Genomic DNA, 13,313 nt, shown 5'->3' on the forward strand with positions numbered 1-13,313 from the left:
ATACCGATGATTGCTGAAGCGATGCCGTTCTTATGTGTGGGATTGTTGGCGGCGGCCATTTGCCTCATTTGTCTGCCAAGCTCTCTATGGGCGAGGCTGATTGATCCACAGAAAGACCATGCTGTGATGATGCAAGTGCAGCAGGGGCGACTTTCAGTGCGCGAAAAATTGGCGAGACGTCTTCGCCAGTCCCAGGCGAATGTGACGCTGGGACAGTATGCGCTGATTGGAGTTTTTTCCGGAACGGCTTTTTATCTGTTGTGCGGAATGGTTTTGCAATCGTGGTGGATGCCGATCCCGGCCTTTTTTGCCGGGATCATTTTCAGCGAGAGGGTGGTCGGATACAGGAGTGCAAAGCACAAGGAGCGGTTTGAAGCCGGAAACTTGAGGGCGGTGCGTATTATGGCCAGTTCCCTTCGCACGTCTCCTTCTTATTTGGTGGCCTTCGAGCAGGTTGCCCATCACGCATTCGTGGAAAAGCGTGTGGCGCGAGAATATTTGCGCGTGGTTGAGCTGCTGCGCGGTCAGGTGCCTTTGGACAAGGCAATGGCGGATTTCCATGCCAGGACCGGTTCTGCGGACATCGCCTATCTTTCGACAATTGTGCAGGTTCAGCGTGAGCTTGGCGGGGATATGGCAAAAACGCTGGATCAAGCCGCTGGTGCCATTTTGCGCAGAAAACAGCTGTTTCGCAAGCAACGAGCGGCGATGTCTCAAATCCTCGCGCAGGTTAACCTGCTCTCAGCCATGCCTTTTGTGTTTGTCGCAACGCTGTTTCTCAATAACCCTCACCATTTTGACCCGCTGCTGGCGACCATAAGCGGGCGATTTTTGATTTTGGGCGCGTTTCTCATGATATTGTTGGGCGGCGAATTGATTCGATTTATCGCGCTGAAACAAGCTTACCGAGGAGGGTGACAAATGCTGATCGCAGTGGTTGGGTTGGGAGTTGCCGTGCTGCTGGTGTGTTTACCCAGCGCATTTCGATCTAGCGGCGTGCAGCAGGCTGGGTTGCACGACCGCATTGAAGTTGAACAGAATGCGCGTTTTACAGACAGTTTTGCCAAAAACAGGCGGAAGCTGCCCGGCCTGTCGCTGCTGACACGCAACCCGCATGTAATGGAACGGCTGATCCGATATGTTGGGGTGGACAAGCAGCAGGTCTCGGCTAGTCTGGCGCGACTGCGGTGGAAGACGACACTTGAGGAGATTGTGCTGGCCAAACTGTGCGGCGCCTTTCTGGTGATCGCGGCGCTCATTTATTTGTATTTCGCTTTTCAAATGGGGCAAAATGTTTCCTACGACCAATTATGGCCGCTTATTGCGGCGTTGGTCGCTTTTCTTTTGCCCACGCAATACCTTGAATGGTCGGACAAAAAAGCCAAACAGGAGATCCGGCAGCAGATTCCGGTTTTTTTTAGCATTGTCCAAGCATTGGTAGAGGCAGGCATGCCGGTCCATTCGGCAGTGAAGGCTACGGCGCGGCGCGATCCTTCTCGTCTCGGTCGCGAGCTGGCCTGGATGGAAGTGGAGGAAAGGCAATACGGAAACTGGCGCAAAGCGCTCGAGGAGACTGCATATCGCTGGGAGGTCGACGGATTTGTGGCGATTGCGCTGGAGATTAATGAGGCGCTGACGAAAGGCATCAGCATTTCCAAGCTGCTTGCCGATCAGGTGGAAGAGCAGCTGAGGCAGCAGGAGAGCGAGGCAGAGGCCGGGATCAATCGGCTTCAGGTGAGATTATTGCCTTTTCTCATCGTGTTTATGGGCATTCCCTTGATGTTTTTGGTGATGGGACCTGCATTCATGGGAATTGGAGAAAAGCTGTAGCGAGAAATATTTTTGCACCACCCCACTGTCTTTTGGCAAATTCAGGATATAGCCAAAGGAGGGATGAACATGAACGCAGTTACCGGGTATGTACAGCGGTTTATGAGGGAGGAGGATGCAGTAACGATTGTTGAGATGGTGATCATCGTCGCCGTCATTTTGATCGTTGTCCTGCCGACCTTGCAAAATCTTGGTTCGGCTGAGAATGAGCGGTTGGAAGAGATGGAAAGCAAGCTGAGAAAGTGATGGACGTTTGCCTGGGTGTCTTTTTGGCGATCGCGGCCTGGTTTGATTGGAAGTGGCGGAAGCTGCCGAATTGGTTGTTGTTTCCTGTCATGCTGGCTGGCTTGGCATACCAGACGGCAGAAGGTACATGGTGGACAGCGGCAGGCGGCCTCGCAAGCGGGTTTGCCATTACGGTGGTGCCGGTAGCGCTGAGGGCAATGGGGATGGGCGATCAAAAATTGCTGATGGCGGTCGGGGCATGGACAAGCGCTGCGGACATATATTGGCTGGTTGTACTCTCAGCTTTTCTTTGCATGTGCGCAGTGCTCTGTCGACCGCAGCGAATCAGGCGGTTAGGCAGGCATCTGTATTTGTCTGCGATGGGATTGGCAGCACATCGCAGGCTGTGGCTCCCCGACATGCAGCAGTCCGCATTAACGGTCCCTTTTGCCGTATATGTCTGTGGCGCATTTTGGCTCCGGCAAGCTGCGGGAATCTGGCTATGAAGCGATGGAGAGTGTGGCGCGAGGAAACGGGCAGCCAATTGGTAGAGTTTGTGCTTGTTTTTCCACTGATTTGGGTTTTGCTGATTTTTGCGATGGATCAGTTCACGATCATGTATAACAAGCAGGTAGCGCTGGCAGCAGCGTTTGAAGCGGGGCGTACAGCATCTTTGCAGCCAAATGCCGGACTTGCCAGGTATTATGCGGGTCTGCGTGCGGATGATGAGCTGGAGCAGGCGATTGGCTTGAAGTCGAGCGATGTAGAGGTGATCGTAAACAGGCGATGGCGTAAAGGAGAACACCTGGAGGCAAGAGTATCAATGACCTTTTCACTGCTGGCATCCAATCGACCGTATCAGATTGACGAGTCGTATTTCATGATGGTGGAGAATGCGGAGGAGTGAGCGCCATGCTGAAACAGGAAAACGGGACGGTGATGCTGATCTCCCTGTTTTTTCTCATCTGCTTATTTGCCTTTTCATCCCTTGTCCTGTTGTTGGGGCAAGGAGCATTGGCAGGCATGCGAACACAGCAAACAGCCGACCTGATCACCAAGGGGGCGAGAGCAGCAGGCAAATGGACAAAGACAGACCCTGAGACAGGTGAAACAAAAAGCAGGCTGTTTGCGACAACGCAGGAGGCAAGAGAGCAAAATGCGAGTATCATCCGGGGGGCCAGGGAAGAAGCCGAAAAGCTTTTTGAATTAAATCGGGATGCATTGGAAAAGACCGCCCATCGGGTCGATATTACGCACCAAAAAGGGGAGAAGCATTACCTTTACAACCAGGGCATTTACCATTTGGAGATTACGGTAGAGCAGGAAGCGCCATCGCTTTGGGAAACGTTGATCATGAAAGTGCGGAGGGTGTCACAATCCGAGCTGAATCGATAATCTTCTTTTTTCTCGGATTTTGCGATTATTTTTGTCCCAAATCGACATGGTAGGGTATGGGCATATCAGTTGAGGGACAGGAGTGACGCTGGATGCCTTCGCAAATTATTGAAAGATATAAAAGAATACTAAGCGGTGAACAAAAACGATTTTCTCCCTACGAGTTCGAGGAGCTGTTGTACCGGAAGCAAAAGGTGCAGCTTGTTCTGCGGTATGCGATCGAGCAGGTGAAAAAGTGGACGCCGGAAGAGGCGCGGTTACATCTTAGCCCTAAGGATGTCATGGATTTAAAGCTGCATTTGGTAAAGGAATTCATTGAGCCGCCGATCGAGGCCAAGGCTGACGATGTGTACTATCTGGTCGAATATGCGTATCCGTACCTTCCGCGGCCGGGTGAAAAGCAAAAAGCGCTGGTCGTGTATAAAGAGGTGCTAGCTGGGAAACGCCGGCATTTTCCGCTGCATTATTTTCAGACGCTTAAGGGAGAAGAGCGGGCAAAGATTTGCTTCGAGTACATGTGGCAGGAGCTGTTGGGTATAAAAAGCGTGAACGATCTCCCAGCGCTCTTCACCAGAACGGAAGACGCTTACCAGCTCTTACGAAAATACAAGCTGAAGATCCTGGTGGATACCCTCTATTTTTCACCGTTTGACATGGTGACAGAAATGTATCCGGAGCTGAATGACCCGAAATTATGGGGTGAAAATTTTTGATGTAAAAATATTTGCAGTGACCCTCTGTCTTTTTCTACAGTTAAGCTAGTTTCATAAGCTTATAAGCAGATGAAACGGCCGTTATGTTTCTGGTGAGAAAGGGAGGCGTTGCAAATGGCAACAGTAAAGTCTCGCCAAGAGGAGTACACAGAGATGGAGATGCTTGTGGGACTGACAGTTCGCTATCAGAAGCACAAGCCTGGGGCCAATCTCAATGTTGAGAGATTGCCCCGAGACGTATTTCGGATCGAGAGCGTTCATCGGTTCGGGAAACGTGTGGTTATCAATGACGGTATCATTGTGATGGAAGATGTTCCAGCCGTCATCATGCGCGGGGGAAGGGCAGCCTTTCTCTTGCCGACAGGAGAAGAACTCTACTTTTTTGTTGTAGAGTAGCCTCCAGTGTCTGCCTTGCACGGCTGCGTGCCGGGCAGATAAAAAAAGATTTATTACTTAACATAGAAATGTTTTGTTGACGGCACAACAAGACATATAGCAAAATGGCGTTAAATGTATAAAATTGTATAAAAAGGGAGGAATTTGAAATGGTGTTGGTACATGATGCGTTAGAGCTTGTCCAACGTTTTCATGAAAGCAGTGAGATGATGTTGGACAAGGATACGTGCAAGGATCGCTTTATTTCGTACGTGTTTACTGAATATCAGGAAGAGGTGCTTCAGCAGTACGATTTGGACATGTTCTATGAACATTTGAACCGCATTCAGCTTGGAAGATGCCGGATCGATTTTGATCTCGCTGTCGATCGGTGGTACCAAAGACAGTACGAGCTTTTTTGCGAGGAAGGGACGTTCCACGACCGGTTGTTCACCATCGTAAAAGAGGTTCTGCTAAAACAAGGGGCTACCACAAAGGAACACCTGATCAATAGCCTGACGAAGTTTTTCACCGCGCCGACAGGCTTTATGCAAAGGTGGATGAACGACACCAAACGAAGCGTTGGCAGCTATTTTTATTACGTTTCGAAAATGGGCATTCGGACATACAAGGACATTGAGGCACTGGTTGATGTCTGGGCCATTGAAAATCCGGAAGCATTCAAAGAAGAGCAACAGGAACTTCTGGCAAAACGAAAAGGCAGAGGAAGGCCCCAAAATCGGGAGTTATCGCAATTGATCAAACATGCACAGGAGATCAAACCTCAGCTCACACCTCAGGAAAAAGAGAGAATCCGCAAAATCTACTATTACTACCGCAAAAGCTTAGACATGCTAGGAATGATCGAGAAATTCCGCAGCTACCTGCTTGCCAAAGCAAAAGAAGCGCAAGATAAGCAATTTACCTCGCCCAAACAACCCAACTCCATTCAGGTGGTCTAACACGTATGTACCAGCAGGTGCAAAGGTTTGTTTCAGCCTTTCGAGAGCTGGAGAAAAAGGAATTCGAGCTCTCAACCGAACAGCAAGAATCGTGGAAACAGCTAAAAGAGAAACTGGCTTCACCGTCCGATTCGGACGTAGATGAATCACCCCACAGGGGACTGCAAACAATCGTTGTTACAGGTTTATATCCTCGAACCGGTTCCAGCTTTATTGCGAGCAATTATGCCTATTATCATTCTGGAAAATCTGTGACGACGACTTTATGCGAATTACCAGGAATCTTTTCCTCCTATTACATTTCCCTCGACTTTGAAAAACGGGCGAGCGGTTCCGAACAAACCAACAAAACGTTGCTTCTGCAGGGACGAAAGCTGCGAATACATGCGCAGCAGCCTCGACAAGTAGAACATTCAAACCATACAGACACGATGAGTTGGTTTTACCCATTATTGAAAAGCACACAGCTTTTGGTTGTAGATATTTCGTCCCATTGGAATTCAGCAACTGCTGCCTGGCTTATGGGATTGGCTGATCAAATCTGGGTTGTTGTCGATACCGATTTTCCACGATTGGCACAAACGGTTTTTGATGAGCCAACTCCTTCCTGGTGGCTTACTGAAACAAGTAAAATTCGCATTATTCTAAACAAATGGCCGCTGAACAGTTCGAAAGGAAGCGTTTGGCGAAAGGTTCAGGGGACGCTCGCAATCTGGGATGAGCGAGTGAGTATACCTTCAGTCTTTTGCTGCGTGCCCCCTATGGACGAGGAAGCGGTTTTGAAAACCCGACTGGCGGCACGTCTATATCTTGAAATGTATCCCAATGAAAAGGAACTGATCGACCAGCTGGCTTGCCTGGACAAAGGAAGGTTTTTATGAAGAAGAAGACATTGCTCACCATCGGAATTGTTTCGTTTGCTCTTGCGGGAGGCTGCTTTTATGCCGCGACCCATTATCTCGATGAGCTTGCTCAGGAAAAGTTGTACGCTCCGGTGGTAAAGGTTGTTGCAGGCAGGGAGATCATGCCTTTTGAGCCGATCACAAGTGATGATGTCGTGATTGAGCAAGAGGAAGTAGATGAGATTCTGCCGGATTCTTACCGTCGGATTGAGGATGTGCTGGGGAAACGAAGCGTGCAGCCAATCTTTGCGGGGGAGCAGTTGTTGAAGCGAAAGCTTGAGGATAATCAATTGCTCCCAGGGCCGCAAAAAGCCAGGTACGAGTTTCCGCTTACGATGATGATGCCGACAACGGAGGTGCGAAAAGGCGACTATGTAAAGGTCTGGGTAAAGTATAAATCGCCTGCCGAGCTTCAACTTATGCCGGCGCCAGTGACTTTTACGAAAAGCAGTCAGTCTGCTGAGTTGTTGTTTGAAGGACAGCTCGCGACGGTGAAAGATAGCAATGGAATTGAAATTTATACGTTAAAGCCATCGATTCTTACAAAAGCGGATCAAATCGAAAATCCATTTTTTCATGCCGCAGAAGCAACCAAGCCTTTAGAAAGCGAACGTCGTTACCGGGACTACCGGGCGGAACCATCAGCGATTCCCGCTTTTATTGGATTCAATCTGACAGATAAAGAGTACGTCATGCTAACGGAAGCCATGCAGTACGGAGTCATTCAAATCGGCACCTATCTGAATGTGAAAGGGGAGAAGGCGCTTTGAGGGTTCTTGTCTGTTATCCGATCAAGACATTAGTCAATTCGTTCATTCCTGCTTATTGTGATGTGTTAACAGTAGAAAAGGAAACCGAGCTGGCATCGATCGCAGCGCGATATCAGCCGCAAGTGGCCGTATTTTTCACCGACGCATTCACCCGACAAGTATGGGAGTGGGTGCCGGAAGTGTTCAGCATCTTCTTGCCAGAGATACCGAAAGTATTTGTGGCAACCCATCACGACCATGCCTTTGTCAAAAAAATCGTCGAGGATAAGGGTGAGCAGAGAGCCTATGTACTGCCGGCCGGGTTGACTTATGCGGAAATCAAGGAGCAGTTGGCCATCATTTTGGAAGATCGCCTTTCAACGGTGACCCATCAACAGATGGAGGAGGCAAACGGAAAAGTGGTTGCGCTGCTCAGCTATGGATCAGCAGGAGTCACCACATTTAGCATCAACTATCCCGTATTGCTGGCGAGACGGCTGCCATCTGCCAAAATTGCAGTCATCGATATGAATGTGGAGAAGCCTGATTTAACCAAGTTTTTTCAGTTGAAAGAACTGGCTCTTTTTCGGCCCGATCTTATCGAACCTAATTTTGCGGAGAAACGGAATTGGATGAGTCTGTTTACCCAAAGCAAGATCGCGAAAAATCTTTATTATGCTGGAGGGGCGTGCAAATGGAAGGCATACGAAATTTCGTCTCTGCTCAACGTCTTGCGTTCCAGGTTCGATTACATCTACGTCGACTGGGGTTTTTGTTTCCCGGAAACGGAGGGGCTGCACAGATTGCTCGGGGAGGCGGATCAAAATTTGTTTTTTGTCCGAGCTGATCCTTTCAGCTTCGAACATGCCAATCAATGGCTGCAAAAATGGGAGATAAAAGGGATCAAGCAGCATATTTTGATCAGCCAGTTGGATCGGGAAGAATCAAGCAGCTACCGCGTCCGGGAAAACGGGCAGGTTTACGGTGTGCTGCCCCATGTGCCAGACGCGCGCGTCAGTCATTCCCATCGGCAGAGGAGCATATTGGTGGAGGAGTTTTTACCGCCGAAAAAGTACAAGAGCAGTTTGCTGCAGCTGGTCGAGGCGGAGCAAAGGAGTGTAATGAGGGAGCTGCGTTATGCTGACATACAAGGATAGACGAAATTGGACAAGAGCCGATATTCAAAGCGTAGAAGATGTGAAACAGGCTGCCCGCGACCATTTGAACTACTTTGGCAGCACAAAAGAAGAGAAGCTGTCCATGCAACAGATTTTGGAGCTGGCTGAGAACGGCGATCGCAACAGCCATAGCCACATTACGCTTCGACTCCAGCATTATTTTGAGGAGGAGTTGGGACGACCGGTAACGGAATCAATCTTTCCACATGTGAACGCGTATGAAGGCATAACTTTTGCTACCTATGGATGGGGAATCCTCGATGTCGTTTTGCACCTTTCACCTTTTGTTGAGGAAGTCCGGGTTTCGGCCAATCGCCGAGTTGCTTACTTGGAGCGCGGCATAAAAAAGTTTCTCGCCTATACTCCGAGCTGGGATGAGGTCGTGATGCTTCAGCAGAAGCTCGCCAATTCTGCGCAGCTTACCTTCAATGAAAAAAAGCCAAGGCTTAGCGGCTATTTGGACAAGCTGAAGGCTCGGCTGACCATGTTTACCTTTCCATACTCGCGCACACCGACGATTATTGTCAGGCGATTCTCAACGGTGAGCTTCTCTCTCCAGCAACTGCGGCTGCAGCCATTGCCTACGTTTGATGAAAAAGTTCAGTTGTTGATCGAGCAACAAGTTTATGGGCGCAGCAACGTGTTGGTGATCGGCCCGATGGCTGCGGGAAAAACAACATTGATGATTTGCATGCTCAAACTGAAAAATCCGGAAACCGATTATATCACCATCTATGAGAGCGAACATGAAATGCGATTCGCCGACGTTTGGCCGGGAGAAGTGATCGAGCTGCAAAATGTCGAGGAGATCGGCATCGAGCTGGCAAACAGCTTTAAAGATATTTACCGCTCCACGGCCAACACGGTATTGATAGGTGAAATCCGGGAACCGATTGAAGCCCATCATTTTATCAACGCCGGTATTCGCGGGACGGATGCGACAATCGCTGCATTGCACGAGCGATTTCCACGACAGGCATTAAATGATTTGACCGATCTGGTGTTTCAGTATGGAGGGAGGAGCATCGAATTAACACAGGAGCGCATCAGCAGAGCCGTCAACTTTGTCAATTCGTTAAAATATCGCAGCAATGGGCATCGGTATATTGATGAAATAACGGTTACGGAGTGGAATGATGTGATGGCTAGAGTTGAATCAGTGCCATTGGTCTATCGCAACATGACAACTGGAGAGTATGAGTGGACGGGAAAGCAGCTGCCGGATGAACTGGTGGAGCACATGTGCATGATGGGTGACGCCGATCTGGCTGTTCTGCAGGATTTGGGGATCACCAAAGCAGGGAGACAGCTATGATTCGCTTATTGTTTGTGCCGATGTCGCTTTGCCTCCTCATAGGGTTTGTCACGTGGGGAATGGTAGCTGCTAAGACTTGGTCGACACCAAGGGTGTTTTATCCGAAAACATTGCTCGCACTGAGGAACCGGATGCTTGCCGACGCGAATGCAGGATATCTGTATCGGCACTATTCCACCTGGTGCAGCATCGCCGGGGGCAAGCTCTTACCAGAAGATTTTGCGGTTATTTCGCTAATTGGTGCTGTAGTTGGCTTTATTGGTGGGCTATGCCTTGGCAACCTGACGATGTCGCTATGTCTGTTTCTATTGTTTCTGCTTCTCCCGACTCTCTTGCTATACGCGAGATACACCGTGCGGATGAATGCGATGATAAAATCGTTTGGCCAATTCGTTGATCTTTTTTCCCGCCATTACAGCAATCGGAAGAGCATTTTACCCGCTTTTCGGGACATGGTGGAAGAATGTCCGAAGCAGCTGGAAAATGAGCTGATATTGCTTATCAACAAGCTGACGGACGGGGGCAATGCGACCGTAGCAATCGAGCAGTTTGCGGAAAGGGTGAACCATGGATGGGCACAGGATTTTGCCACGTATGTCATTAGCGGGTTAGAAGGGGAAACAAAGGATATCCAGGCTTCCTTGAATCGATTGACAAACGAAATGTTTGTACTGGAAGACGAGCGCGAGGAACGCCAGAGCGAGATACATAGCATCTGGATCAGTCTCATTATTGTCATCGTGATCTGCATCCTGCTGATTCCGTATAACCAGGCTCTTTTGAAGGACTCTCTGCGACTATACTTTTTTACTCCTGACGGGCAGACATTGCTTGCGATCGCATTGACGATCTGGTGCTTCTGCATCCTGCTTGCGTTTATTTGGGGAAAGAGGCATGAATGATGATGATTTCCATTCGGTTAGTATTTCTGTTGTGCGGTGCGATTTTTATCCTCATCGCTTTGTTCCTGACCGGTCTCTATTTGCTCCAGCTTAATTGGAAGCGACAGATTGGCTTGTCGCGGATGATCAAAAAATCATGGAAGCAACTTGTCGGAACTCAAACCAGTGACAAATGGGAGCGACTGTTGCTGGCGGCAGGTAAACCATTTGGTTGGGGTAAGCTGGAGTGGGTAACGGTCCAGTGGATATGCGGGCTCATTCCTTTACTGCTCGTTTTGCTGGTGGCTTTGGTCAAACCTGCGGGGTCCTTCCCGTTTCTCAGTTTTGTCATATTGCCTGCGGCCGGTTATCTCACTCCTTACTTTTTGCTGCGATGGTGGAAAGGGTTGCGCGAAGAACTGCTTAGCGTAGATATTGCGAGATTTATCAACCGTTTCATCACGCTGCTGGAAAATCAGGTGCCTCCTTACCAAGCAATGGTAAAAGCGGCTCGTCCTACCCGATTGCTGAAAAAATATATCCCTAGCTTGTCTGAATGGAACAAGAGCCGCGTTGAGGCATTGGAGATGTTGAAGCAGCGGATTGGCGTTGATGATGGGGTTATCCTGGTCTCCAATATGCGCACGCTGGAGCAGCTGACGGATGAACAAATCAACCTCACCATGCAGCGTATGGAGCTGGCTATCGATAACCGGAGAATGTACAGGCATCGAAAGAAAATCAAATCGTTGGGGCTTGCCTATAGCGTTATTGTCTATCCCGCCTTTTATGTCGGTTTGATTGTTGCGATGTTTCCGTGGTATAAGCTGCTCACCGAAATCCTCGATAAATATTTGGTATAGAAAGGAACCGATTCATGTGACAAAGCTGCTGTCCATCTTCGCGTGTTTGATATTTACCTTGGGAATCATCGTGGCCAGTATGGGGGAAGTGAACCACGCCGTTGTGAAGGAAGATGGATTGCGGGCGAAATCGGTTCAGTGGATAGAGAAAGCAATCCCTGCCAAATGATCGATGATTTACAAAATGAAAAAGGAGTGTTTCGTTTATGTCCAAAATGTTCTTTATTTTAGTTTCGTGGCAGTAAAACATTGATATATCAACGTTTCGAGGCTGTTATAGGGGTAGTTTGCAAACCAAATGCTAACCTTTATCGTACTAAAGCGCGTTTTTAGAGCTAAAAATGACGGACTCCAGCGAATCAACAGCCTCTTTTTGCATCGTCATGGAGACGTGGCTATATCGATCCAAGGTGACCCCGATGTTTGCATGCCCGAGCAGTTCAGACACTACTTTCGGATGAACTCCCTGTTCAAGTAGAAGGGTTGCGACTGTATGCCTGAGATCGTGGATGCGTACATCTGGCAAGCCTGCTTTTTCAAGTATGCTTCTAAATTTCCTGCGAACAGGTGTCGCGGAGTAAGGTTGGCCATCTTCTGGTCGACAACAAACCAAATCATCTTTGTTGAAATCCTTCCCAAAATGCCATTTTTTCTGTCCTTGTTCTGCCTTGTGCTTTCGCAACGGGGCCACAAGGCTATCCGGGAGCGAAATTAAGCGTTCGCTGCTTTTTGTCTTTGGTTCTGTAAGTTTGTACTCGCCCTTGGTCCTTACCAGTTGCTGACGGACGTTTATTATACGCTTATCCAAGTCGACATGCTTCCAAGGCAAGCCAAATATCTCTGCATAGCGCATGCCAGTCGTAACGGCCAACAGAATAGGTATATACAGTTCATGATCTTTGGCTGCTTCAACTAGCTGTTGAACCTGCTCGCGTGTTAGAACGTCAGTTTCTCTCTTTTCTACGCGCGGGAGTTCGACCATTTGAGAAACGTTGCGTGCGACGATTTGCCAACGCACAGCATTCTCCAGTGCCTTATGAATCATTCCATGGAGATGACGAATTGTAATTGGCGATAAGCCGCCATCGCGATACATGGCGCCATCTTTGAGTAGGTCGGCATACAGTTTCTGCAAATGCATCGCTTTAAGGTCCTTCATTCTGACCCGTCCGATATTGGGAACAATATAACGATTTACTCGTTTTTGGTAGACATTATGTGTGGTGTGTCTGGTGGATACCTTTGCATAGTTCTCTAGCCAATAGTCCATATACTCGGCGACAGACATGTCCTTTGTATCAACAAGCAATCCCGTTTGAATCTCCCGTTGCTTCTCGATCAACGCTTGCTGCGCTTCCTTTTTTGTGTTGTACCCTGAAAACCACTTTTGCTTTCGTTTGCCGGACTTTTCATCCCTGCCTAGTTCCACGATGAAACAATACTTACTTCCGCGCTTGTAAACTCCAGGTGTAGAGGTCTTCTGGAGAGTTGACTTTTCTGACTTGGTTTTCATCCGCCATCACTCCTTCGCATGCTTCTCTTTGTATACCTGTCTGATTCGTTCACTCAATAGAGGAGCCTGCATAACTTCTTCGATATCAGAGATTAGCAGTATAAATTGTTCGATACTCCACACATCACCTCCAGCCTTTTCCACCCGTTTTTTAACCAATGCCAGATTGATACCGAAAGAATTTGGTTTTTCATGATGACGTAAAAGCTCATCATAGCTAATTGACATACTTACCACATCGCTTGTGAAGTCGTCGGGTTCTTGGAGACGAAAATGAGCTTCAACAGGGATATACATGCTGTTGTTTTTATCCCAGTTGATGAACCCAGCTCCCAGATAAACGACGTACTTCATCGGCACGAATTGGTCATCAATGAAATCATACAGAACACTAATGTGCTTGGACATGGGT

At 48.6% G+C, this 13,313-nt stretch carries 17 protein-coding genes; 15 read left to right on the forward strand and 2 right to left on the reverse strand.

The annotated features are described in order from the left end of the window. Positions 1-6: 6 nt before the first annotated feature. The 15 genes from ACTID9_RS00690 to ACTID9_RS00760 all read left to right on the forward strand — a co-directional run bounded on the left by ACTID9_RS00690 (position 7) and on the right by ACTID9_RS00760 (position 11,388). Positions 7-918 (forward strand): type II secretion system F family protein, encoded by a 912-nt coding sequence (locus tag ACTID9_RS00690; RefSeq protein ID WP_441069290.1) that lies wholly within the window; start codon positions 7-9, stop codon positions 916-918. 3 nt (positions 919-921) lie between these two features. Continuing rightward, complete coding sequence (locus tag ACTID9_RS00695) at positions 922-1,830, forward strand: type II secretion system F family protein (RefSeq protein ID WP_441069292.1); 909 nt, start codon at positions 922-924, stop codon at positions 1,828-1,830. Between the two features lie 69 nt (positions 1,831-1,899). Next, positions 1,900-2,076, forward strand: a complete 177-nt coding sequence (locus ACTID9_RS00700; RefSeq protein WP_441069294.1) for a pilus assembly protein — start codon at positions 1,900-1,902, stop codon at positions 2,074-2,076. Continuing rightward, the gene (locus ACTID9_RS00705) at positions 2,076-2,561 is read left to right on the forward strand and encodes an A24 family peptidase (RefSeq protein ID WP_441072344.1); all 486 of its coding nucleotides are present in this window, start codon (positions 2,076-2,078) and stop codon (positions 2,559-2,561) included. Before ACTID9_RS00700 ends, ACTID9_RS00705 begins: the two co-directional genes overlap by 1 nt. After that, positions 2,558-2,962 (forward strand): TadE/TadG family type IV pilus assembly protein, encoded by a 405-nt coding sequence (locus tag ACTID9_RS00710; protein ID WP_441069296.1) that lies wholly within the window; start codon positions 2,558-2,560, stop codon positions 2,960-2,962. Before ACTID9_RS00705 ends, ACTID9_RS00710 begins: the two co-directional genes overlap by 4 nt. Positions 2,963-2,967: 5 nt before the next feature. Next, the gene (locus ACTID9_RS00715; protein WP_441069298.1) at positions 2,968-3,450 is read left to right on the forward strand and encodes a hypothetical protein; all 483 of its coding nucleotides are present in this window, start codon (positions 2,968-2,970) and stop codon (positions 3,448-3,450) included. Between the two features lie 92 nt (positions 3,451-3,542). Then, on the forward strand, positions 3,543-4,163 hold the full coding sequence (locus tag ACTID9_RS00720; protein ID WP_441069300.1) for a hypothetical protein: 621 nt from the start codon (positions 3,543-3,545) through the stop codon (positions 4,161-4,163). Positions 4,164-4,277: 114 nt separating this feature from the next. Next, positions 4,278-4,559, forward strand: coding sequence for a hypothetical protein (locus ACTID9_RS00725; protein WP_441069302.1), 282 nt, complete (start codon positions 4,278-4,280; stop codon positions 4,557-4,559). Positions 4,560-4,708: 149 nt separating this feature from the next. Continuing rightward, positions 4,709-5,500, forward strand: a complete 792-nt coding sequence (locus tag ACTID9_RS00730) for a hypothetical protein (RefSeq protein WP_441069304.1) — start codon at positions 4,709-4,711, stop codon at positions 5,498-5,500. Between the two features lie 5 nt (positions 5,501-5,505). Beyond that, entirely contained in the window at positions 5,506-6,381 is an 876-nt protein-coding gene (locus ACTID9_RS00735; RefSeq protein ID WP_441069306.1) for a hypothetical protein, read from the forward strand. Then, the gene (locus ACTID9_RS00740; protein ID WP_441069308.1) at positions 6,378-7,172 is read left to right on the forward strand and encodes an SAF domain-containing protein; all 795 of its coding nucleotides are present in this window, start codon (positions 6,378-6,380) and stop codon (positions 7,170-7,172) included. The genes ACTID9_RS00735 and ACTID9_RS00740 overlap by 4 nt, the downstream gene beginning before the upstream one ends. Next, positions 7,169-8,308, forward strand: a complete 1,140-nt coding sequence (locus tag ACTID9_RS00745; protein WP_441069310.1) for a hypothetical protein — start codon at positions 7,169-7,171, stop codon at positions 8,306-8,308. Before ACTID9_RS00740 ends, ACTID9_RS00745 begins: the two co-directional genes overlap by 4 nt. Then, positions 8,289-9,644 (forward strand): ATPase, T2SS/T4P/T4SS family, encoded by a 1,356-nt coding sequence (locus ACTID9_RS00750; protein ID WP_441069312.1) that lies wholly within the window; start codon positions 8,289-8,291, stop codon positions 9,642-9,644. The genes ACTID9_RS00745 and ACTID9_RS00750 overlap by 20 nt, the downstream gene beginning before the upstream one ends. After that, the gene (locus ACTID9_RS00755; RefSeq protein ID WP_441069314.1) at positions 9,641-10,546 is read left to right on the forward strand and encodes a type II secretion system F family protein; all 906 of its coding nucleotides are present in this window, start codon (positions 9,641-9,643) and stop codon (positions 10,544-10,546) included. The genes ACTID9_RS00750 and ACTID9_RS00755 overlap by 4 nt, the downstream gene beginning before the upstream one ends. Further along, on the forward strand, positions 10,543-11,388 hold the full coding sequence (locus ACTID9_RS00760; RefSeq protein ID WP_441069316.1) for a hypothetical protein: 846 nt from the start codon (positions 10,543-10,545) through the stop codon (positions 11,386-11,388). Before ACTID9_RS00755 ends, ACTID9_RS00760 begins: the two co-directional genes overlap by 4 nt. Positions 11,389-11,704: 316 nt before the next feature. On the opposite strand, the gene ACTID9_RS00765 is transcribed toward ACTID9_RS00760, so the two are convergent. Beyond that, positions 11,705-12,901 (reverse strand): tyrosine-type recombinase/integrase, encoded by a 1,197-nt coding sequence (locus ACTID9_RS00765; RefSeq protein WP_441069318.1) that lies wholly within the window; start codon positions 12,899-12,901, stop codon positions 11,705-11,707. Between the two features lie 6 nt (positions 12,902-12,907). Continuing rightward, positions 12,908-13,309, reverse strand: coding sequence for a hypothetical protein (locus ACTID9_RS00770; protein ID WP_441069320.1), 402 nt, complete (start codon positions 13,307-13,309; stop codon positions 12,908-12,910). Positions 13,310-13,313: the final 4 nt, after the last annotated feature.

The organism is Brevibacillus fluminis (genome assembly GCF_052072235.1).
GTDB classification, from domain to species: Bacteria; Bacillota; Bacilli; order Brevibacillales; family Brevibacillaceae; genus Brevibacillus_D; species Brevibacillus_D fluminis_A.